At 66.6% G+C, this 20,264-nt stretch carries 18 protein-coding genes and 2 tRNA genes; 7 read left to right on the top strand and 13 right to left on the bottom strand.

The window, feature by feature from the left end; all coding sequences use genetic code 11:
- Positions 1-51 precede the first annotated feature (51 nt).
- From G333_RS0112140 to G333_RS0112125, 4 genes are read right to left on the bottom strand one after another with little or no spacing between them, the layout of a single operon-like run.
- Positions 52-1,161, bottom strand: a complete 1,110-nt coding sequence (locus G333_RS0112140; RefSeq protein WP_018951100.1) for an AI-2E family transporter — start codon at positions 1,159-1,161, stop codon at positions 52-54.
- Complete coding sequence (locus tag G333_RS0112135) at positions 1,158-1,646, bottom strand: hypothetical protein (RefSeq protein WP_018951101.1); 489 nt, start codon at positions 1,644-1,646, stop codon at positions 1,158-1,160. The genes G333_RS0112140 and G333_RS0112135 overlap by 4 nt, the downstream gene beginning before the upstream one ends.
- Positions 1,643-2,389, bottom strand: coding sequence for a type 1 glutamine amidotransferase (locus tag G333_RS0112130; RefSeq protein WP_018143934.1), 747 nt, complete (start codon positions 2,387-2,389; stop codon positions 1,643-1,645). Before G333_RS0112130 ends, G333_RS0112135 begins: the two co-directional genes overlap by 4 nt.
- A 6-nt stretch (positions 2,390-2,395) precedes the next feature.
- Positions 2,396-3,328: a LysR substrate-binding domain-containing protein gene (locus tag G333_RS0112125; protein ID WP_019628567.1), complete on the bottom strand. Its 933-nt coding sequence runs from the start codon at positions 3,326-3,328 to the stop codon at positions 2,396-2,398.
- A 187-nt stretch (positions 3,329-3,515) separates the two neighbouring features.
- On the opposite strand from G333_RS0112125, the gene G333_RS0112120 reads away from it, so the two are divergent.
- The 3 genes from G333_RS0112120 to rpmG all read left to right on the top strand — a co-directional run bounded on the left by G333_RS0112120 (position 3,516) and on the right by rpmG (position 5,850).
- Positions 3,516-5,261 (top strand): bifunctional diguanylate cyclase/phosphodiesterase, encoded by a 1,746-nt coding sequence (locus tag G333_RS0112120; RefSeq protein WP_019628566.1) that lies wholly within the window; start codon positions 3,516-3,518, stop codon positions 5,259-5,261.
- 169 nt (positions 5,262-5,430) lie between these two features.
- Positions 5,431-5,667, top strand: coding sequence for a 50S ribosomal protein L28 (gene rpmB / locus G333_RS0112115; protein WP_018143937.1), 237 nt, complete (start codon positions 5,431-5,433; stop codon positions 5,665-5,667).
- Positions 5,668-5,679: 12 nt separating this feature from the next.
- Positions 5,680-5,850 (top strand): 50S ribosomal protein L33, encoded by a 171-nt coding sequence (gene rpmG / locus G333_RS0112110; protein WP_017941410.1) that lies wholly within the window; start codon positions 5,680-5,682, stop codon positions 5,848-5,850.
- Between the two features lie 246 nt (positions 5,851-6,096).
- Here rpmG and G333_RS0112105 read toward each other — a convergent pair whose 3' ends face one another.
- Positions 6,097-6,327 carry a hypothetical protein gene (locus G333_RS0112105; protein WP_018143938.1) on the bottom strand — a complete coding sequence of 77 codons (231 nt, stop codon included), beginning with the start codon at positions 6,325-6,327 and terminating at the stop codon, positions 6,097-6,099.
- Between the two features lie 374 nt (positions 6,328-6,701).
- Here G333_RS0112105 and G333_RS0112100 point away from each other — a divergent pair, with 374 nt between their 5' ends.
- The 3 genes from G333_RS0112100 to mutM are packed head-to-tail and all read left to right on the top strand — an operon-like array spanning position 6,702 to position 9,675.
- The gene (locus G333_RS0112100) at positions 6,702-7,916 is read left to right on the top strand and encodes an EAL and HDOD domain-containing protein (protein WP_019628565.1); all 1,215 of its coding nucleotides are present in this window, start codon (positions 6,702-6,704) and stop codon (positions 7,914-7,916) included.
- A complete protein-coding gene (locus G333_RS0112095; protein ID WP_019628564.1) occupies positions 7,917-8,867 on the top strand; it encodes a hypothetical protein in 951 nt (316 codons plus the stop codon).
- Positions 8,860-9,675 (top strand): bifunctional DNA-formamidopyrimidine glycosylase/DNA-(apurinic or apyrimidinic site) lyase, encoded by an 816-nt coding sequence (gene mutM, locus G333_RS0112090; protein WP_019628563.1) that lies wholly within the window; start codon positions 8,860-8,862, stop codon positions 9,673-9,675. The genes G333_RS0112095 and mutM overlap by 8 nt, the downstream gene beginning before the upstream one ends.
- A gap of 158 nt (positions 9,676-9,833) precedes the next feature.
- Here mutM and G333_RS0112085 read toward each other — a convergent pair whose 3' ends face one another.
- The 4 genes from G333_RS0112085 to G333_RS0112070 are packed head-to-tail and all read right to left on the bottom strand — an operon-like array spanning position 9,834 to position 16,000.
- Entirely contained in the window at positions 9,834-11,450 is a 1,617-nt protein-coding gene (locus G333_RS0112085; protein WP_018951106.1) for an ABC transporter ATP-binding protein, read from the bottom strand.
- A 2-nt stretch (positions 11,451-11,452) separates the two neighbouring features.
- Positions 11,453-12,721, bottom strand: coding sequence for an ABC transporter permease (locus tag G333_RS0112080; protein WP_019628561.1), 1,269 nt, complete (start codon positions 12,719-12,721; stop codon positions 11,453-11,455).
- The gene (locus G333_RS0112075) at positions 12,714-14,093 is read right to left on the bottom strand and encodes an ABC transporter permease (protein WP_018143944.1); all 1,380 of its coding nucleotides are present in this window, start codon (positions 14,091-14,093) and stop codon (positions 12,714-12,716) included. The genes G333_RS0112080 and G333_RS0112075 overlap by 8 nt, the downstream gene beginning before the upstream one ends.
- Positions 14,094-14,140: 47 nt before the next feature.
- Positions 14,141-16,000: an ABC transporter substrate-binding protein gene (locus tag G333_RS0112070; protein ID WP_019628560.1), complete on the bottom strand. Its 1,860-nt coding sequence runs from the start codon at positions 15,998-16,000 to the stop codon at positions 14,141-14,143.
- Positions 16,001-16,253: 253 nt separating this feature from the next.
- Here G333_RS0112070 and G333_RS0112065 point away from each other — a divergent pair, with 253 nt between their 5' ends.
- On the top strand, positions 16,254-17,054 hold the full coding sequence (locus G333_RS0112065; protein ID WP_018938774.1) for an enoyl-ACP reductase: 801 nt from the start codon (positions 16,254-16,256) through the stop codon (positions 17,052-17,054).
- Between the two features lie 120 nt (positions 17,055-17,174).
- Here the strand turns inward: G333_RS0112065 and G333_RS0112060 are convergent, their stop codons facing one another.
- From G333_RS0112060 to G333_RS0112045, 4 genes are all read right to left on the bottom strand, one after another.
- Positions 17,175-19,064, bottom strand: coding sequence for a SurA N-terminal domain-containing protein (locus G333_RS0112060; protein ID WP_019628559.1), 1,890 nt, complete (start codon positions 19,062-19,064; stop codon positions 17,175-17,177).
- 484 nt (positions 19,065-19,548) lie between these two features.
- Positions 19,549-19,625: transfer RNA gene (locus G333_RS0112055), tRNA-Asp, on the bottom strand.
- A gap of 36 nt (positions 19,626-19,661) precedes the next feature.
- Positions 19,662-19,737: transfer RNA gene (locus G333_RS0112050), tRNA-Val, on the bottom strand.
- A gap of 11 nt (positions 19,738-19,748) precedes the next feature.
- Positions 19,749-20,021: an HU family DNA-binding protein gene (locus G333_RS0112045; protein ID WP_018143948.1), complete on the bottom strand. Its 273-nt coding sequence runs from the start codon at positions 20,019-20,021 to the stop codon at positions 19,749-19,751.
- Positions 20,022-20,264: the final 243 nt, after the last annotated feature.

The raw sequence follows: 20,264 nt of genomic DNA, 5'->3' as shown, positions 1-20,264 counted from the left end.
GGCAGACCGCCGAACCCGCACACGGGCGGGCCGGCGATCAGGGATGTCGGGCTACTTGGTGGCGGCTTCGGCCGCGGCGGCCGCCGGCTCTCCAGAGGACTCCGGCGGCGGCCGCTGGGCGCGCGGCCAGGACTTGATCACCGCATGTACCAGCGTCGCCAGCGGGATGGCAAAGAATACCCCCCAAAGCCCCCAGATGCCGCCGAACACGAACACCGCGGCGATGATCGCCACCGGGTGCAGGTTGACGACCTCCGAAAACAGCAGCGGCACCAGCACGTTGCCGTCGATGAACTGGATCACCCCGTAGGCAATCAGTACCCAGGCGAACTCGGAGCTCAGACCGAACTGGAAGTATGCGACCGCCGCCACCGGGATGGTCACCACGGCCGCGCCGATGTACGGAATGATCACCGAGATGCCCACCATGAACGACAACAGCACGGCGTATTCCAGCCCGAACCAGTTGAAGGTAAGGAAGGTGACCGCCCAGACGATCACGATCTCGATGAATTTGCCGCGCACGTAGCTGGCGATCTTCAGGTTCACCTCGGTCCAGACCTCGCTGGCCAGGTGGGTGTCCTGGGGCATGAAGCCGCGGATCCAGTTCAGGATCAGATCGCGGTCCTTCAACATGAAGAACACCATCAGCGGGACCACGATCAGGTAGATCACCACGTCCACCAGGTGCCGTGCCGAGGACAGCGAGAACGACACCACGCGTTGCCCCAGCAGGGTCGCCTCGGCGCGAATGGCCCCCATCAGCTCGAACACCTGATCGTCACTGATCAGTTGCGGGTAACGCTCGGGCAACTGCAACAGCAGGTTCTGGCCCTCGGAGATCATCCCCGGCAGCTCGCGCACCAGCTGGGTCACCTGGGCCGACATCAGCGGGACCACGCTGAACAGCGCCGCCACCGTCAGCGCCAGGAAGGCCAACAGCACAAGGGTGACCGCGAGGATGCGCGGGATGTGCAAAAAGACCAGCTTGCGCACCGCCCCCTCCAGCAGGTAGGCAATGATTAGCGAAGCCAGCAGCGGCGCCAGGATGCGCCCGGCAAAGACGATGATCAGGAATCCCGCGAGCAGCAGAAACGCCAGGATCACCACCTGCGGGTCGGTGAAATGACGCTGGTACCACTGGCGCAGGATATCGATCATTGCGAGGCCCCTCCCGGCGCCTCGTCATGGTCGGCATCCGTCTGTCGGGTCGGATCCTGGACGACGGCCTTCTCGTAATGAGTCCGAAAGACCACCTCCAGCTCGTCGATCACCTCCACCGCCGGGCGCCCCTGCATCACGTGCTGGCCCATCAGGGCCGAGGTCTCGTTCAGCAGCTTGGAGCGATCCAGCATGGGATAGGTCGCCGAAAGCCGGCGCATCGCCTTGATGACGGACTCGCTCTCCGGACGCGGGATCGGCTCCGGCTCGGGGACCGGTTCCGGCGCGGGGGCCGGCGACTCCTGCTCCAGAAAACGGGCGAATTTCAGCAGGCTGGCCTGATCCTCGGTCGACAGCCGCGCGGCGATCTCGGCGATCGCCTTGGCCGGGTCCTCCCGGCCCTTCTTGCGCGCACCGCCGAGCACCGACCCGAGATCGCCCCCGGACAGGCCCCCCTCGTTGCCCATGCCCAGGGGTGGGATCATCCCTCGTCCTCGATCTTCAGGCTGAACACCGGCATCTTGCGGCGTTCCTGCATAAGGCCCAGCGTCTTCACCAGGGCCACCAGCACGTCCTCGGTCACCTTCTGCATCTCGCCCCATTCCATGCGCGCCTCGCCCAGGAGCTCGCCCATGTTCGGCGGCGGATTGTGCCGCGCCTCCATGATGATGTCCTCGAGCATCCCGGGCTTCACCTCGGGTCGGAACAGCATGCCATAGGTCAGCTCGTCCGGCCGGATCGCCAGCCAGTCGCCGTCGTCGTCCACCAGGATCGGCTGCACGTCCTCCGGCAGGTCGACGCGGCCGTTGACCAGCTGCAGCACCCGCCGGCCATCCAGGGCCTCGGCCAGTGCGTCGCCTTCCCCGGCCGCGGTCTTGTGCGCGGTCACGAAGCGGGCGCGGTACATCGGGTCCTCGTGCGCCGTGCCACCGGCCTGCTCGGCCACCAGCAGCCCGCCCATGCCGACGCCCACCACCGGACGCTTCGAGCGGCGGAAGATATCGATCAGCGACAGCTCGTCCGGGACCTGCGGATTCTCCTCGTGATCCGCCGTCGGCCAGGCGCCGCCCAGCAGCCACAGCCCGTCGAACTGGGCCGCGGAGCCCGGCAGGTCCTGACCCACGAACGGTCGGTAGTAGGAGAAGCCGATGTCGCGCTTCTCCAGCTGCGACTCGATCAGGCCGAGAAACTCGGAATAGGTATGCTGCACCACGCAGTAGTTCTTCATGTCACGTCAATCCTGTTTGAGTTCTGATGCGGGGGCGAGCGGACGCTGACCGGTGCAGTACCCGCGCAGGAACTGCATCAGCACCTCCAGCGTGGGTACGCGGAACTTCTGCCGCGCATGCACCAGCGAGATCGGCCGTTCCAGCGGCGGCGACAGCGGCAACGCCACCAGTTCGCCAAGGGCCAGTTCCTTGGCCACCACCGCCTCGGACAGCACCGAGACCCCCATGCCGGCCACCACCGCGCCCTTGATTGCCTCCGGGCTGCCCAGTTCCATGCAGCCGCGCAGACTGCTGCGGTCGTATCCGGCGCGCCCAAGGTACTCCATGATGACCTCGCGGGTCCCGGAACCCTCCTCGCGGCATATGAATGGGCGTTCGATGAAGTCGGCGACGGTCACCGTGTCGCGCCTGGCCAGCTCGTGTTCCGGCGGCACGATCAGCCGCAGCTGGTCCACCAGACAGGGCTGGACCTGCAGGCTGCGGTGGGTCACCGGGGCCTCGACGATGCCGAGATCGACACTGCCCTCCTCGACCATCACCACGACACTCTCGGTATTGCCCACCCGCAGGCGTATGCCGATATCCGGATGCTCGCGGCGGAATGCACCCAGCAGCGCCGGCAGCATGTATTCCGCCACCGTGGTACTGGCGCCGATCACCAGCGCCCCGCCGTCCGCGCCCTTCAGTTCGCGCAGCGCGGCCTCCATCTCGCCATAGGTATCAAAGATGCGTTCGGCATATCGTTGTACCAGCCGTCCGGCATCGGTCAGGGTGACTCGATTGTGGTTGCGGTCGAACAGTCGGGTATCCAGCTGTTCCTCCAACTGGCGCACCTGAAAGGTGACCGCGGGCTGCGTCATGTGCAGCACCTCGGCGGCGCGGGTGAAGGACAGCAACCGTGCCACCGTAAGAAAGACCTGCAAACGCCGATCGGCCATGCCGCTCCGCCAAGTAGAAGGTTCCAGACAATCAGGGAAACCCTGGTCGAGGAATGCTACCAAGCCCCCGCGACCGGCAACAGCGACCACTTCTCGCGACGCGGCGATTCCCGCCCCTGCACGCAAACCGGCCCACTACGTCGATAACCGTGGCGGCACCCGAATGGCACAAACCGAAGGAACCGGAATGGCGCCGACCCCGTTTTCCACCTGGTCACATGCCCGCTCACAGGGGATCCCCGGAGGCTGGCGACTCGCCGGGGCCGCTGCCGTCCCGCTCCTGATGGCGCTGGTCGCGCTGATCGTATACGAGACCGGCGGCACCTCCACTGCCTACCTCAACTTCATCCTCATCCCGGTGCTGCTGGGGGCCGCCCTGTTCGGGCTGTGGGGCGGGCTGGCCTTCGGGCTGCTGGCGGGGCTGCTCCTGGGGCCGCTCATGCCCCTGGATACCGCCACCGGGGCGGCTCAACCCGCATTGAACTGGCTCACGCGCACCGGCATCTACATCGTCCTCGGGGGATTCTCCGGCTGGCTGTTCGACACCTTGCGCCGCCACTCGGAACGGCTTCTGGAACAGGCCTACAACAATCCGGTTACCGGCCTGCCGAATCGCGAGTCACTGGAACAATACGCCCGGCAACTGATGCACCAGGCCGACGCCCCGCAAACCGCCGCCACCCGCGTGTTCGTCATCAGCCTGCAGATGGACAACTACCCGGACAGCATTGGCGCCCTGGGCTTCGCCGCCGAGCGTCCGCTGCTGCGATCCATTGCCGAGCGCCTGCAGGCAGTGGCCGAGCCCGCCGGGGCGACCGTGTTCCACATTCACGACGATCACTTTGCCCTGATCCTGCCGCACCGCAGCCGCAAAGAGACCCTCGCCGTCACACGCGCCGCGATCGAATGCCTGCAAACACCTTTCGAGGTCTTCGAGATCCCGGTCTACCTCGGGGCCCACGCGGGCGTCTCCTCCTTCCCCTTTCACGAACAGGATGAACCCTCCCGACTGCTGACCAAGGCCTGGATGGCGATGCACGAGGCCAGTCACTCGGGGCGCCGCTATCGCAGCTACAACCGCCGCAGCAACGAGCACAGCCTGTACACCGTGGAACTCCTGGGCGAGTTGCAAAGCGCACTGGACGACGGCCAGCTAAGCCTGCACTACCAGCCGAAGATCAATCTCGCGAGCGCTCAGGTGATGGGCCTGGAGGCCCTGCTACGCTGGGAACACCCGGTTCGCGGCCGCATCGCTCCCGACCGGTTCATCCCATCGGCCGAGCGCACCGGACTGATCCACAGCCTCACCGACCGGGTCCTTGATCTCGCACTGGCCGACATCGCCCGCCTGCGCGCCGAAGGCCTGGACATGCCCGTCAGCGTGAACATCTCGGCGCGCAACTTCCTCGACCCCGGATTTGCCGATCGTCTGCTGGAGAAGGTTCGCGTCTCGGGGCTTCCACCCTGCGCCCTGGAACTCGAGTTCACCGAGACCGCCCTGATGGCGGACCCGGACGAGGTGATCCGGGCCCTGCGTCGCCTGACCGAGGCCGGACTGGAACTCGCCATCGACGACTTCGGCACCGGTTATTCGTCGCTGGCCTACCTCAAACGTATGCCGGTGACGACTCTCAAGATCGATCAGGCCTTTGTACGGCAAATGCTGGAGCACCCGGTCGACGAGCAGATTACCCGCGCCAGCATCAGCCTGGCCCGGGACCTGGGCCTCAAGGTGGTCGCCGAGGGGGCCGAGGACGCGGCCACCCTGGCGCGGCTGCGCGACTACGGATGCAACGCGGCTCAGGGCTTCGGCATCGCCCGCCCGATGCCACTGGAGGCGATCATCGCCTGGGCCCACGACCGGGGCCTCGTACCCGGCCTGTGCCCGGAGACCGATGAGGGAGCGGCCCTCAAGCGAGCGAACAACCGCTAACCGGCTCGTTCACGTTCACACTCGAACCTATTGGCCTTTCGGGGCACGGCGTCCTGCCCCAAAACCGCCGCGAATGTTCCCGAATTGATCAGCGCCTCCCTTGCACCCGCCCCGGGGCTACGCTATAGTCCGCCGTCTTTCTGGTAGACCCAAATCCCGGAGTCCCCCGATGGCCCGAGTATGTCAGGTGACCGGCAAACGCCCGGCGACCGGTAACAACGTTTCTCACGCTCACCGCAAGACGCGGCGGCGCTTCCTGCCCAATCTGCATTTCCACCGTTTCTGGGTGGAGAGCGAGAACCGCTTCGTACGCCTGCGCCTTAGCTGCAAGGGCATGCGGATTATCGACAAGCGCGGCATCGACGCGGTCCTGGCGGACTGCCGTGCCCGCGGTGAAAAGGTCTAAGGAGGCTTCACGATGGCTGCCAAGTCCGCACGCGACAAGATCCGCCTGGTGTCCTCCGCCGGCACCGGGCACTTCTACACCACGTCCAAGAACAAGCGGAATATGCCCGAGAAGATGGAGATCAAGAAGTTTGATCCCGTCGTCCGCAAGCACGTGATGTACAAGGAAGCCAAGATCAAGTAATCGCGCCTATCGGCTCGATTGCCTGACAACAGGCGAAAAAAGGCCCGGCCCGCCTACGCGGTTCCGGGCCTTTTTGCGTTGGCGCGAGCGAGAAACGAACCGGCAAACGCATTCGCGTTAGCGCACCGTTTACCACTTGCCAATCGGCTCGCGGGGCTCGGGCACGCCTCGCTCAGCGCGCCCGGTCGGCGCTCGAGACCACCTCGAGCGCGTATGCATCCGGCCATATCCCCCGTTGATGCGGGCTCAGACCGGATCCGGCTGTCCACCATCCCCTGGCGTCGCGGCACCCTCGGCGGCGGTTTCCGCCCAGCGCGTCATCACGCGGCCCCAGCGGTGAGCCGTCGCCGGGTCCAGTTCGATCTTGGTATAACGCCCGCCATCGCGGATAATGACCCGCAGCAGCGGGACCCCCGAGTCGTGCAGGATCTGGCGCAACTCCACGACTTCTCCAAATGGCGCATCAATCGAATCCATGGTGCTTATGTCCCTCCCGAGCCGGCCTGCCGCACGCAGTCGTGGCCGCCCATCCGTTATTGACCAAGGGAAACACTGATTAATGTACACGCTCGCGTTGGTACCCCAGGTTTTCCGCGACCCGGCGCGTCGAGCAGCGGGGAGTGATTCCACCCGCAAGCGGCGCAACGCAGGATCGGGGAACCTGGGGCACCAACCCCGCAAGCGATTGAACACCGAAGCTGGCCCGCCCGTTGTTGACGAAAACGGGCGGACGCACAGCCTTGCGGCCCTCTTGTGCAGAGTGACTGCACGGCCATCACCGCGCCTTGTTCGCACGCCAAAGCGACTCGAGCGCGAGCGTGTACATTAATCAGTGTTTCCCTAGCGCAAGCATGCAACCAATTTTTGTCGGCCGGCAACCCATCTTTGACGATCAGGAGAATCTGGTCGGCTTCGAGCTCCTGTTTCGCGCCGGGCATCTGGATGCCGCTTCGGTCACCGACGGCGACCTCGCCACCTCCGATCTCCTGCGCAGCGCCTTCATCGACATCGGTCTCCAACACCTGGTCGGCGAACACCTGGCCTTCGTCAATCTCACCCGCGGCTTTCTCGAACACGAGGTCATCACCAGCCTGCCTCCGGAACAGGTCGTGCTGGAGATCCTCGAAGATATCGAGATCGACGCCGAGGTCATCGCCGCGGTACGCCGACTGAAGGCCCAGGGCTTTCGCATCGCGCTGGATGACTACCAGTTTCAGGAGAGCCATTCCGAACTGGTCGAACTGGCCGACCTGGTCAAGCTCGATGTGCTCGCCCTGGGCGGCCAGCGCCTGGAGCAGGAAGTCACCAGCCTGGGCGCCTTCGACGTGGAACTGCTGGCCGAGAAGGTCGAAACGGCCGAGGACTATGCTCGCTGCCAGGCCCTTGGCTTCAGCCTGTTCCAGGGCTTTCACCTGTCCTTCCCCCACGTGATCGAGGGACAGCGCCTGGAGAGCCTGGAAGTGGCCCTGCTGCGCCTCCTGCGCGCGCTACAGGCGCCGGATCCGACGCCGGCCGAGCTGGAGGAACTGATCGCCGCCGAGCCCGGGCTCGCGATCCAGCTGCTGCGCATCGCCAACAGCCCGGCCTATCGCGGCTCTCGCCCGACCGATTCGCTCTACAACGCGATCCTGCGCCTGGGCCAGGGGCGCATCAAACGCCTGGCGATGCTGATGGTACTGCGTGGTACCGGCAATCCCACCCACGGGCTCGAGCAGGTCATGATCCGTGCCCGTATGGGCATGCTGATGGCGCGCGCCCTGGGCCTCCACCCCGAGGAGTGCGAGCGCTACTTCACTCTCGGCATGCTCTCCGGGATGGATCGCGTGCTGGGGGTACCGCTGCGACACATCCTGGGCGAACTCCGCCTGTCCACCGAAATGGAACAGGCCCTGACGGAAGGCACAGGACCGCTGGCACCGCTGCTGGCGACCATCGCCGCCTTCGAAGGCCCGACACCCCCGCTGGACAACACGAATGCCCCGGTCCCGGCGCCGGTCTCCAGCCGCCTTTACCTGGAGGCCGTACGCTGGACCGAAGATTTGCTCGCCTCGCTGGCGGAGAACTAGATGCCCCCCCTTACCCTGCGCAGCCAGCTCATGCCGGAAGCCGCCGCCGGCCCCGAAACGGGAATGCACATCCGGCTGCGCGAACCCGCCGGAATCGACAGCGGGCCCGGCCACCTGGAGATCCGCCCGGGCCTGCACCCCCTGGCGCCGGATCACTATGTCGAGTACTGGACCGCCAGCGGCACGCCAACGCCGATCCACGAGGGGCCCGTCCGCCTGCTGGAACACGAGGACGTACTCTTCGCGACCTGGAGCGGACCGGATAACGGCCTCCGGGAACAGACCGAACACGCCTACCGCGCCCTGCTGGCCGCCTGCCGAGCGCGCGGCTTCGAGCATTTGGCACGCGTATGGAACTACTTTGGCGACATCCATGCCGAGGAGGACGGGCTGGAACGCTATCAGGCCTTCTGCATGGGCCGCGCCACCGCGCTTGAGACCCTGGAGATCCCGCTGGCCAGCATGCCGGCCGCCACGGCCATCGGGAGCGACCAGCGCCAGCTGGTCATCTACCTGATCGCCACTCGCACCCCGGCCGAGTCCCTGGAGAACCCGCGTCAGGTCAGCGCCTATCATTACCCGGCGCGCTACAGCCCGAAGAGCCCGACCTTCGCCCGCGCGACCCGGCTGGAAACCGCGGACGGCCCACTCATCCTGCTCTCTGGCACCGCCAGCATCGTCGGCCACGAGAGCCGTCACCCCGACGACGTCGTCGCCCAGACACGCGAGACCCTGGCCAACTTGCGGTCCCTGCATGACACCGCCGGCCACGAACTGCCACGCCCGGCCTGGCTGCGCGTCTACCTGCGACATCCGGAAGACCGGCCCAAGGTCGCCGCGGTCCTCGCCGAGCACTACCACGACGTCCATCCGGGGCCGATCGTCCAGTGGGTCCGCGGCGACGTCTGCCGGCGCGAGTTGCTGCTGGAAATCGAGGGCGTGCATGCCTGAACTGCCCGAGGTCGAGACCACCCGGCGCGGGCTCGCCCCCCTGCTGGCCGGGCGCCGCATCACGGCCTTCGAGGTCCGCGAGCCGCGCCTGCGCTGGCCGGTGCCGCCGGAGCTGGTGCAGCAACTGGCCGGCGCCCGGGTCCGCAGCCTGACCCGGCGCGCCAAGTACCTGTTGCTGGAGACCGATCGTACCGGCCTCCTGCTGCATCTCGGGATGTCCGGGAGCCTGCGCCACTGCACGCCCGAGACGCCTTTGCGCCGGCACGATCACCTGACCCTGCACCTGGACAACGGCTACCAGGTTCGCCTGCACGACCCGCGCCGCTTCGGCTGTTGCCTGCCGCTCCCCGAGGGCGCCGGACCCCACGCCTTGCTGGCCGGCCTCGGCCCGGAACCCCTGGACCCGGAATTCGATGGCGACTCCCTGTTCCGCCGCAGCCGCGGCCGCCGGGGCCCGGTCAAGGCCTTCATCATGGACCAGGCGATCGTGGTGGGAGTGGGCAACATCTACGCCACCGAGGCCCTGTTCCTCGCCGGCGTTCGGCCCGGGCGCGCGGCCGGACGCGTCACGCGCGCCGAATACGAGCGCCTGGCAAGCCACATCAAGGCGGTGTTGGCGGCGGCCATTGAACAGGGCGGGACCACCCTGCGCGACTTCCTGCACGAGGACGGCACCCACGGCTACTTCCGCCAGTCGCTGCGCGTCTACGGCCGCGCCGGCGAGCCTTGCCCGGTCTGCGCCGAGGTATTGCGCACGCGCCGCATCGGCCAGCGCGCCAGCAGCTACTGCCCCACCTGCCAGAAGTAGATCGACCCCACACGGGTCAGCAGAACCGAAAGGCCGTTGTTCACCGCACCGGCCACGGAACACACGCAGAGAACACCAGGAAAGGATCCGCCACGGTAAGCGACCCGCAACCGCCAGACGGCGGCCGTGCACCGCGCAGCGCGGGCGGGCGGGCGGGCTTACAGATAACGCGAGACGCGCGGCACGGCATCCAGCAGGTGGCGGGTGTAGTCGGCCTGCGGATTGGCCAGCACCTCGGCGGTGGCGCCGATCTCCTCCATGCGCCCGTCGTGCATCACCAGCATGCGGTCGGAGAAGTACTCGACCACACCCATGTCGTGGGTGATGAAGATCATCGCCAGACGTCGCTCCGCGCGTAGCCGGCCCAGGATCTGCAGCACCTCTGCCTGGACGGATACGTCCAGCGCGCTGGTCACCTCGTCGCAGATAATCACGTCCGGGTCCAGCACCAGGGCGCGCGCGATGGCGATACGCTGGCGCTGGCCACCGGAGAACTCGTGCGGATAGCGCCACAGGGTGTCCTCCGGCAACGCCACCTGATCCAGCACCCGGCCGGCCAGGGCAATCCGCTCGTCCTGATTGGCGCCGATGCCGTGCACCGCCATCGGCTCGGTCAGCAGCGTCAGTACGTTCAGGCGCGGGTTCAGCGACGAGGCCGGGTCCTGGAACACCACCTGCAGGTGCCGCCGCAGCCGGCGCAACGGCTTGCGTGCCATGTGGGTCAACGACTCGCCCCGGTAGCGGATCTCGCCACCGGTCGGCTCGATCAGGCGCAGGATCGCGCGGCCCAGGGTGGTCTTGCCACAGCCGGACTCCCCCACTACCGCCAGCACCTCGCCGTTCTCCAGCTCGAAACTGACGTCATCCACCGCCCGCACCACATCCACCTGGCGACGCATCAGGCCCTTCAGCACCGGGAAGTGCACCTGCAGGCCGGAGACCTGCAACAGTGCTTCGCGCCCCGCGCCCGGCACCGGCGGCAGCGGTGGCAGGTTCTCCGGCAGCGCCTGGATCAGCTTGCGGGTGTAGGCGTCCTGCGGAGCGCGCAACAGCGGCAGGCACTCCCCCTGCTCCACCAGGCGCCCCTGGCGCATCACCGCCACGCGATCAGCCACCGAGGCCACCACGCCGAAGTCGTGGGTGATCAGCAGGACCGCCATGCCATTCTTCTCGCGCAGGTGGTCGATCAGCTTCAGGATCTCGGCCTGAATGGTGACGTCCAGCGCGGTGGTCGGCTCGTCCGCGATCAGCAGATCCGGCTCGGCGACCAGGGCCATGGCAATCATCACCCGCTGGCGCTGGCCGCCGGAGAGCTTGTGCGGGTACTCGTCGCGGCGCTGTTCGGGGTTCGGCAACTGCACCTCGCTCAAGACCTCGAGGGTGCGCGCCGCTCGCTGCTCCGGACTCATCTGCGGGCGATGCAGGCGCAGCACCTCCTCGATCTGATCGCCCACCTTCAGCACCGGGTTCAGGGAGGTCATCGGCTCCTGGAAGATCATGCCGACGCGGTCGCCGCGCACATGCTGCATCACCGCGCTGGGAAGCCCCAGCAACTCCTGGCGGCCTTCGCGTCCGGCCAGCCAGGCCTCGCCCGAGGGCCTTTCGAAGCCCGCATCCAGCAGACGCATGATGGCCAGCGCCGTGATCGACTTGCCGGAGCCCGACTCCCCGACCAGGGCAAACAGCTCGCCCTCGCGGATGGCGAAGCTCACATCCTCCACCAGCGCCGCCTCGCCGTCGCGGTGGCGGATCTGCAGATTGCGCACCTCCAGCATGGTCAACGCACCCCGCCACTGGTGGCGCTGGTGGCACCGGCCGCCGGACGTGCACCATCATCGCGATTGGCGGTGCGCGCCGCGGAGCGGGCATGCGGGTCCACTGCGTCACGCAGGGCCTCGCCGATGAGGTTGTAGGCAAACACGGTCAGGAAGATCGCGCCCCCGGGGAAGGCGGCCATCCACCAGTTGAAGGTGGAGCTCTGTACCGCCTGGTTCAGCATCTGGCCCCAGGAGGGGTCATCCACCAGGCCGAGGCCGAGGAACGAGAGGGTCGCCTCGGCGAGGATCGCGGAGGCGACGCCAAAACTGGCCGCAACCAGGATCGGCGCGATGCCGTTCGGCAGCATATGCCGGAACAGGATGGACGGCAGCGACAACCCCGAGGCGATGGCCCCCTGCACGAAGTCCTGCTGGCGCAGGCGCAGGAACTCGGCACGCACATAACGGGCGTAGCCGGACCATGAGGTCAGGCCGATGATCAGCATCATCAGGTACAGCGAACGGCCGAAGAAGGCGACGAAGGTCAACAGCAGGAACAGCGTCGGGATGGCCTCGAAGATCTCCACCAGGCGCATCCCGATCATGTCCACGATCCCCGAGAAATAGCCCATCAGCCCACCCAGGATCACCCCGATCCCCAGCGCAATCCCGGTCGCGATGAAGCCAATGGAGAGCGCGATGCGCGTGGCGTGGATCATGCGCGAGAGCACGTCGGCGCCGGTATCGTCCGTACCGAACCAGTGCACCCGATCCGGGGACTCGCGCGGGGCCTCCAGCCCGGTATCGGCGTAATCGCGCAGGTAGTCGCGCGGCGAGTACGGGATCGGCGCGCGGATTACCCGCTGATACTCGCCCATCACCTCGGCCTCGCGGTACTGCTCGTGAATCACCAGCGACGGCGGCGACACCGTCTGCCAGGCCACCACGCCCAGCACCGCGCCCAGCACCGCCCAGAGACCGAAGCGCCGCCATGGCCGCCCGGGCAGACGCCAGAAGATCAGTGCCAGCACCAGCAAACCAAACAGGGTGACGTCCGCCGCCGTCAGGTAGCGCAGAAACGGCAGCGCCCACGCGCCGTCGGCGGTCTGCACCAGCAGCGGGTGGGAATTCGCCAGCACCGGCGCGAGGACCGCGACCAGGGTCAGCAGCGCGATCCAGCCAATCCCGAGGCGGGCACCCCAGCGCAGCAGGATCTCGCCCACCACGCGCCGGGCCCAGGAACGGCTGCGGCGATCCGCCTGCTGCGTGTTGTGCGCGGTCTCAGTCATAGCTCACCCGCGGGTCGACGATGGCGTAGGCCAGATCCGCTAGCAGATAGCCCACCAGGGTCAGCACGCCGGAGATCAGCGTGATCGACAACACCAGCTCGCGGTCGCGCGTCTGCACGGCCTCCACCGCCAGCTTGCCCATGCCATCAATGGAGAAGATCGCCTCCACGATCACCGAGCCGGCCAGCAGCGAGGGCAGCAGCGTGGCCGACACGGTGATCAGGGGCAGCAGGGAATTGCGGAACACGTGACGCCACAGCACGTCGTGCTCGGCCACCCCCTTGGCGCGCGCCGTACGCGCATAATCCGAGGTCAGGTTCTCCAGCACCGCCGAACGCGAAAGCTTGGCCAGGAATGCCAACCCGCCGTAGGACAGGCACAGCACTGGCAATACCAGGTGCCAGGCCCGGTCCAGCAGGAAGCCCGGCACCATATGGCCCGGCGCCAGACCCAGCGCCAGCGCCAGCCCGGCACCCAGCCCCAGGGTGCCCAGATAAAACCCGCGCAGGACGCCCCAGTCGCTGTGCGCCATCATCCAGCCCACCCCGCCCCCGAGAAGCACGGCCACTGCGGTACTGACCATCCCGGCCGGTGCCAGATCGCGGAACATCAGCCAGCCGCAGACGGCCCCGAGTGCCGCCCCGACCCCACCGCGGATACGGGCGGGCAGGTAGCGCGCAAGGTAGATCCCCAGCGCCACCCCCAGAAACGGCAGGATCAGCAACAACGGCAACGCCCAGACCACCTCCACCGTGGGCAGGAAGGTCATGTCCAGCGCCGCGCGCTGGCTGAGCCCCCCGGTGGGGAACCACTGCCAGAACTGGTCGGAGGCAAAGAAGCCGATCAGCAACACGCCGGCCAGCATGGTCGGCACCGACCACAGGGCCAGCAGCACGACGCCAGACTGCGAATCGAAGGCCTGGCCATGCTGGGTGGCCGCGCGCACCCCTACCGCGACCGCGACGATGTAGATCAGCGGGATAGAGAGTACGTTCAGCAGCAACGTGATCGGCAAGCGTTCGGCCACCAGATCGATCACCGGCCGGCCATAGCGGAAACTGGTGCCCAGATTGGGGACCTTGAAGTGTGGCCAGCCGGTCAGCGAGCCGTCCGCGTCCTGGGCAAATCCGATCGGCGAGATGTTGTTCAGCCAGCGCCCGAACTGCACCGGGGCCGGCTGATCCAGCCCGTAGAGCTGGTTGTAGTAGTCCTCCATCGCCTTCTGTGCCTGGGGCTCCAGGCCCTGCCCTTCGACCAGCGTCAGGGCGCTGATCCCACCGGGCGCGGCCGCCATCACCGCAAACACGACCACGGTGATCCCGAACAGGGTCGGCACCATCAGGAGCATGCGGCGCAGGATGTAGGTCAGCATCGCGTGCGGCGCTCCCCTGCCGCTTCAGCTTCCATGGGCATCGCCGGCTACTGCCCGTACCGCTGCGATTCGAACGGGACGTAGATCTCCAGCGGCACCGCCCCCAGGTTGAGCCCCAGCGCGGTCTGCTCCAGGTTCTGGATGCGCCGGTCGATGAAGGCCAGGGTCTGGCGCCGCATCAGGAAGGTATACGGCTGGTCCTCGTGCAGAATGCGCTCGGCCTCGCGCCAAAGCTCCATGCGCGCGGGCTCGTCCACCTCGCCACGCGCCGCCTCGATCACCGCATCCAGCTCGGGGTTCTGGTAGTGGATGAAGTTGTCGCCACCGGAAACCACCTGACTGGAGTGGAACATCTGGTAGATATCCACCTCCACACCGCTGGTCCAGCCCAGGGTGATGGCATCGAAATCCTGGCGGGTGATTTGTTCCAGCATCACCGACCACTCGGTCGGCGACGGGCGCATCTCGATCCCGGCCCGCGCAAAGAGGTCGCGCAGGAACAGCGCGATGCGGCGGGTGTCCTCGTTGTCCTGGAAATACGACAGCTCGAAGGAGAACGGCTCGCCGTCCTCGTTGACCAGCACGCCATCGCGATTGCGTTCGCGGAAGCCGGCCTCGGCCAGCAGTTCCAGGGCAAGCTCGACATCATAGGGGATCGGATCGAGATCCGGATTGTGCTGATCGCTGCGCGGCGAAAACGGAGAGATCGCGCGCTCGGCATACCCCAGCATGACCTCCTCGATCAGCCGGTCAACGTCGGTCAGGTAGCTCATCGCCTTGCGCACCCGCGGGTCGGCGAAACGCGTCGGCTCGCCATCGCGCTGCTGGTTCCAGGCAATGTAGGAATAGCCGGCCGTGGGGCTCATGTACTCGTGGGTATCCGCGCGCTCGCGCAGGGCCTCGTCGTCGCGCAGCCGGGCATATTCGCGTGGACGCGCCCCGTACACGTCAATATCGCGATTGCGGAAGGTGGTCAGGCGCGCACTGTCATTCTGGATCACCCGCCACACCAGACGATCCAGCGACGGCTCCACCGGCCCCCAGTAGCGCGGGTTGCGCTCCAGTTCGATACGGCCGGCATCCGGGGTCCAGCCGGTCGGATCCTCCATGCGGTAGGGTCCGGACCCCAGCAGGATGCCGCGCGACTCGTTGAAGGTCTCCGGATCCTCCAGGTAGCGCCCATAGAAGTGTTCCGGCAGGACATCCAGGCCGCCCGCCACCCGCATGGCGTCGAAGTATGGCTCCTCGAACACGAACCGCACCGTGCGCGCGTCGACGGCCTCGACCGCCTCGATCTTCTCCAGGAAGGCCCTCGCCCGCGGCACCGCGATGGCGTCGGTCATCAGGAAATCGAAGGTGAAGCGGATATCCTCGGCCGTCAGCGGCTCCCCATCGGAGAACTGCAGCCCCGGGCGCAGGCGGAAAGTCAGCTCGGTACCGGTATCGTCGAACTTCCAGGATTCGGCCAGCAACCCCTGCCACTCCAGCGTCTCCGGGTCGCGCACCACCAGCGACTCCAGCACGTAGTTCTGCACCTCGGAGGCATAGGCATCGGAGGAGACATACGGCGTGATGGTCGCCAGCCCCGTGCCAAAGGCCTGCACCAGCCAGTCACCCTCGGCGTAGTCCTCCTGCTCGGCCGCGCGCGCCGCTCGCCGGAACGCCGAGGGGACGTCGTCCGCCCGCGCGGCACGCTCGCCATCCATCCCGGCGAAACGCCCGGAGGCCAGGTCGGATTCCAGGCCCTGCAGGCTGCGCCGCAATGCACGGAGGTCCCGGGCCTGCTCGGTCATGGTGTTCTGCATGGAGGCCATGCGTTGCCACTGGCGGTCGATCTGGACCATCACCAGCAACAGCAGGATACCCAGCACGATCAGGGTCACGATCCAACCAAAATGACGACTCACAAGGCCTCCGGGTTGCTGCGGTGGCAGTCCGGCAGGCCCGATTCCGGGACGCCGGGTGGGCGGCCCTGAAGACCGCAAGTGTTCGCACTATAGCAAGCCATTCCCTCCGGCTCATCGGATGCTGGCCGCACTTGCGGCACATCGGTATGATCCCGAAGACAGTCGCGTCCGTCCCCGGTTCCGCTCGCGGTCGGGCGCCGTCGAGACGACCCGCCCGGGTGCGTCGGCACGGATCAGAATCAAGGAGTTTTACATGGGTTTTCTCAAGGGCAAACGCGCACTGATCGTCGGCGTGGCCAGCAACCGCTCCATCGCCTACGGCATTGCCGCGGCCATGCATCGCGAGGGCGCCGAACTCGCCTTCACCTACCAGAACGAACGCCTGCGCGATCGCGTCGAGAAGCTGGTTGCGGATTTCGACTCCGACATCCTCGTGCCCTGTAACGTCGAGGACGATCGCGAGATCGAACAGGTCTTCGAGCACCTGGACAATTACTGGGACGGGGTCGACATCCTGGTGCACTCGGTCGCTTTCGCGCCCAAGGAGCAGCTGGAGGGGGACTTCCTCGACAACATGACCCGCGACGGCTTCCGCATCGCGCACGATGTCAGCTCGTACAGCCTGGCCGCGCTGGCCAAGGCCGGGCGCGGCATGATGAAGGACCGCGACGCTTCCATCCTCACCCTCAGCTATCTGGGTGCCGAGCGCTCGATGCCCAACTACAACGTGATGGGCCTGGCCAAGGCGAGCCTGGAGGCCAATGTGCGTTACCTGGCATACACCCTGGGGCCGGAAAGCACCCGGGTGAACGCGATCTCCGCGGGCCCGATCCGCACCCTGGCGGCCTCCGGCATCGGCGACTTCAAGCGCATCCTGGATCACGTCCAGGCCAACGCACCGCTGCGCCGCAACGTCACCACGGATCAGGTCGGCAACGCCGGCGCCTTCCTCTGCTCCGATCTTGCCTCCGGGATCACCGGCGAAGTGATGTACGTCGACTCCGGCTACAACACGGTCGGCCTGGGCGCCGCCGAGATCGGCCTCGAAAAATAAGGCGACCCTGCGGCATCCGGGCGATTCCGGGTACCAGAAAAAAGCCCGGCACCGCGCAAGCGGGCCGGGCTTTTTCGTGGTCGGGAGCGCACCAAGCGCCCCCTCGCGGTTCTGCGGCGACTAGTCGAGCGCGTCGGGGAAGCGCTTGATCTCCGCCTGCTCTTCCAGCCATGCGAGATAGGACCGGAATTCGGCACTCCCGTAGGCGTTGCCAATCTGGTCGCGCGCCTGCTGGCGCGCCGCGGCATCCACCGCATCCTCGCCCATGCGTACGGCTTCCAGCACGGTCACCGCGAAGTCACCATCCCCGACCCGGGCGCCGGCAATCTCCACCGCGCCCTCGCCTGGCGCCGCCAGCCGGAACAGGTGGTCCTGCAACCCGGTTGGCAGATCGGCCGCCCGTTCACGGGTGATCTCGACCGACCGACTCCATTCTCCGTTCTCCCCGGCCTCGGCGGTCCAGTCATCGGCTTCGCGCAGTCGCTCGATCAGGGCCTCTCCCGCCTCACGCGCGGCATCCGCGGCGGCCTGACGCTGCAGGCGCTCGCGGATCTCGTCCTCCACCTCCGCCAGCGGGCGCACCTCGGCCGGCTCGTGCTCATCGACACGCAGGATCACGGTGGAACGGTCCTGCAGGTCGATCGCGTCGCTGTTGTTGCCGTCTTCCAGTACCCGCGGGTCAAACGCCGCATCGCGGATGGACCGATGGCGGGCGATGCCATCGCCCGAGCCGCGGGAGAACCAGTCGCTGGTCTGGACCTCCAGGCCCGTGGCGTCGGCGGCCGGCTCCAGAGTGTCCGGAAACTCGATTGCCAGTGCCATCAGGTCGTCCAGGGCGTCGATCTGCATCTGCTCGGCCGTCCGGTCGCGCAGATCCTGCTCGACCTCCTCGCGCACGTCTTCGAACGGCTGCGCCCGGGATTCCTGGATCGAGGTCACCTCAAGGATGAACCAGCCACGATCCGTTCGTACCGGCTGGCTGATGAGGTCCTTCGGCAGGGTGAAAATGACGGTCTCCAGGGTGGAATCCAGATCGCCCCGGGCGACCTCGCCCAGGCTGCCACCACGGTCGGCCGTCAGGCTGTCTTCGGAGTATTCCTCCGCCAGGTCGCCGAAGTTCTCGCCATCATCCAGGCGACTACGCAGTTCACGGATACGCGCCTCGCCGTCCTCGTCGGTATCCTGGATGCGGATCTGGCGCACCTCGCGCAGTTCCGGCTCTTCGTAGCGGCTGCGATTGACCCGGTAGTGTTCGCGCACCTGATCCTCGGTGACATCGACCCCGGCCTCCAGGCCTTCCGGGTCCAGGCGCAGATAGCTCACCCGCACCCGTTCCGTGGTCGTGAAGTCTTCCGGATTGGCGTCGTAGTAGTCGCGGATCGCGTCGTCATCCACCACATCCGGACGATCAAACTCGTCCGCGGCGAAGACCTTCCAGCTCGCAACCCGCGTCTGGTTGCGCAGACGGCTGTAATCCGCCACCAGGGCTTCCGGCACCACGCCCGTGGCCTGGATGCCACGCTGAATTTGCGACATCACAATACTGCGGGCGATGTCCTGCTCGAAGTCGGCCGGGCTGATGCGCTGGGCATTCAACAACTGGCTGTAGCGTTCGCGGCTGAAGCGGCCCTCCTCCTGAAACACCGGCATGCCGCGGATTTCGCGCAATACGCTGTCGCCCGCCGCCTTGAAGCCGGCGGAATCGGCCGCCTGGCGCAGCAGTTCCTGACGGATCAGGGTCTCCATCGCCTGCAGGCGGATGCCCTGCTCGTCCAGCACGTCATCCGGGATCTCGCCGCCAAACATGCGCGCCATCTCGTCGCGCTGGGCGCGGGCCTCCTGGTGCACGTCGCGCACCGCGATATCCGTGCCGTTCACCTCGGCGGCGACCAGCGGGCCCGCCCCGCCGAAATACTCGCCCAGGCCCCACAGGGCAAAGGGGATGGTGATCAGGCCAATGATCACATAGGCGAGCCAGCCGCTCGCCCGGTCACGAATCGCTTGCAACATGATGGTCTCTGCTCACTCCGGCAATTGGGAGGAAAACGGGAATCAGCGGCCGATGGTAGCAGGCACGCCCGCGCGCGTCTGCGCCTGGGCGGCGGTGTCTGCCACGCAGCGCGCGCTGACAAGAAGAAGGGCCCGACCAAGAGCGTCTACAGGCAGACGAGACGACTGGAAGGGAGGCGCGGCGAAAACCTGAGCTCCTGGACCGGTCTCCTCGCATGAAGCCTGGCCCACTCTCGTGCCGGCGCCGAACACTGGGGACATACCTCGGAACCGTCGGCCTGGAGGATCGGGCCTCGCATTCGATGCGCTCGCGCGATGACAGTGCCCGGCCCCGGACTCCCGAAAATGCATCTCGGGCTTGGTTCTGCCCTTCCCACATTGCGGTCGACTGCTATGGACCCAGGTCTGGCCCAAAGGTGTGGCTTCGAGCGCTTCGTGGTGGTCAACAAAGAAAAAGGCGCCACAAGGGCGCCTTTCTCAAAGATGGCGGAGCGGACGGGACTCGAACCCGCGACCCCCGGCGTGACAGGCCGGTATTCTAACCAGCTGAACTACCGCTCCGTATTCGTGCAGCGCAACCAGGGTCAGGGTTGCACTTGGTGGGTGCTGACGGGTTCGAACCGCCGACATTCGCCGTGTAAAGGCGACGCTCTACCAACTGAGCTAAGCACCCGATAAAGCGCGCTAGTTTACTCGATCCTTGAGCGCTTTACCAGCCTTGAACGAAGGCGTTTTCGACGCGGCAATCTGAATGCTCTCACCGGTACGCGGGTTACGGCCGGTGCGGGCTTCGCGCTCGCGCACCAGGAAGGTACCAAAGCCCACGAGGGAGACCTGGTCACCCTTGGCGAGGGTATCGCCGACCACACTCACCAAGGCATCCACGATGTTGCCGGCCTGGGCCTTGGGAACATCGGCTTCCGCCGCGATCGCGTCGATCAATTCGGATTTATTCATGAAGCGCTTCCTTATCTCAGTGGTGACTCAGGCTTTCTGCCGGACGGGGCCTAGCTTACACCAGCCGGGGACCTTTTCTCCATGGCCCCGCGACTGCCCTCGGCACGAAATCAGATGATGCGCATGGGGTTATAGCAAGCCCCCCGAAAAAGTGTCAAACGCCCGCCCGGCGGGGCCCTCGGGCTGGCTTGAACCAGCACACAAAAAACCGCGGGCGCCGAAGAATCCAGCGCCCGCGGTTTC

Origin of the sequence: Thioalkalivibrio sp. AKL10, from assembly GCF_000381845.1 — a bacterium.
GTDB lineage: Bacteria > Pseudomonadota > Gammaproteobacteria > Ectothiorhodospirales > Ectothiorhodospiraceae > Thioalkalivibrio > Thioalkalivibrio versutus.
The sequence above is the reverse complement of the archived record's forward strand: the minus strand, read 5'-3'. Positions and strand labels throughout refer to the sequence as shown.

Bases quoted from the DNA above. Each gene is read 5' to 3' on its own strand.
- G333_RS0112105 (WP_018143938.1), bottom strand. From the start codon at position 6,327: ATGGATTCGATTGATGCGCCATTTGGAGAAGTCGTGGAGTTGCGCCAG.
- G333_RS0112060 (WP_019628559.1), bottom strand. From the start codon at position 19,064: ATGTTGCAAGCGATTCGTGACCGGGCGAGCGGCTGGCTCGCCTATGTG.
- G333_RS0112080 (WP_019628561.1), bottom strand. From the start codon at position 12,721: ATGACTGAGACCGCGCACAACACGCAGCAGGCGGATCGCCGCAGCCGT.
- G333_RS0112125 (WP_019628567.1), bottom strand. From the start codon at position 3,328: ATGGCCGATCGGCGTTTGCAGGTCTTTCTTACGGTGGCACGGTTGCTG.
- G333_RS0112135 (WP_018951101.1), bottom strand. From the start codon at position 1,646: ATGATCCCACCCCTGGGCATGGGCAACGAGGGGGGCCTGTCCGGGGGC.
- G333_RS0112120 (WP_019628566.1), top strand. From the start codon at position 3,516: ATGGCGCCGACCCCGTTTTCCACCTGGTCACATGCCCGCTCACAGGGG.
- G333_RS0112085 (WP_018951106.1), bottom strand. From the start codon at position 11,450: ATGCTGGAGGTGCGCAATCTGCAGATCCGCCACCGCGACGGCGAGGCG.
- G333_RS0112075 (WP_018143944.1), bottom strand. From the start codon at position 14,093: ATGCTGACCTACATCCTGCGCCGCATGCTCCTGATGGTGCCGACCCTG.
- G333_RS0112130 (WP_018143934.1), bottom strand. From the start codon at position 2,389: ATGAAGAACTACTGCGTGGTGCAGCATACCTATTCCGAGTTTCTCGGC.
- rpmG (WP_017941410.1), top strand. From the start codon at position 5,680: ATGGCTGCCAAGTCCGCACGCGACAAGATCCGCCTGGTGTCCTCCGCC.
- G333_RS0112095 (WP_019628564.1), top strand. From the start codon at position 7,917: ATGCCCCCCCTTACCCTGCGCAGCCAGCTCATGCCGGAAGCCGCCGCC.
- G333_RS0112140 (WP_018951100.1), bottom strand. From the start codon at position 1,161: ATGATCGATATCCTGCGCCAGTGGTACCAGCGTCATTTCACCGACCCG.
- rpmB (WP_018143937.1), top strand. From the start codon at position 5,431: ATGGCCCGAGTATGTCAGGTGACCGGCAAACGCCCGGCGACCGGTAAC.
- G333_RS0112100 (WP_019628565.1), top strand. From the start codon at position 6,702: ATGCAACCAATTTTTGTCGGCCGGCAACCCATCTTTGACGATCAGGAG.
- mutM (WP_019628563.1), top strand. From the start codon at position 8,860: ATGCCTGAACTGCCCGAGGTCGAGACCACCCGGCGCGGGCTCGCCCCC.
- G333_RS0112065 (WP_018938774.1), top strand. From the start codon at position 16,254: ATGGGTTTTCTCAAGGGCAAACGCGCACTGATCGTCGGCGTGGCCAGC.
- G333_RS0112045 (WP_018143948.1), bottom strand. From the start codon at position 20,021: ATGAATAAATCCGAATTGATCGACGCGATCGCGGCGGAAGCCGATGTT.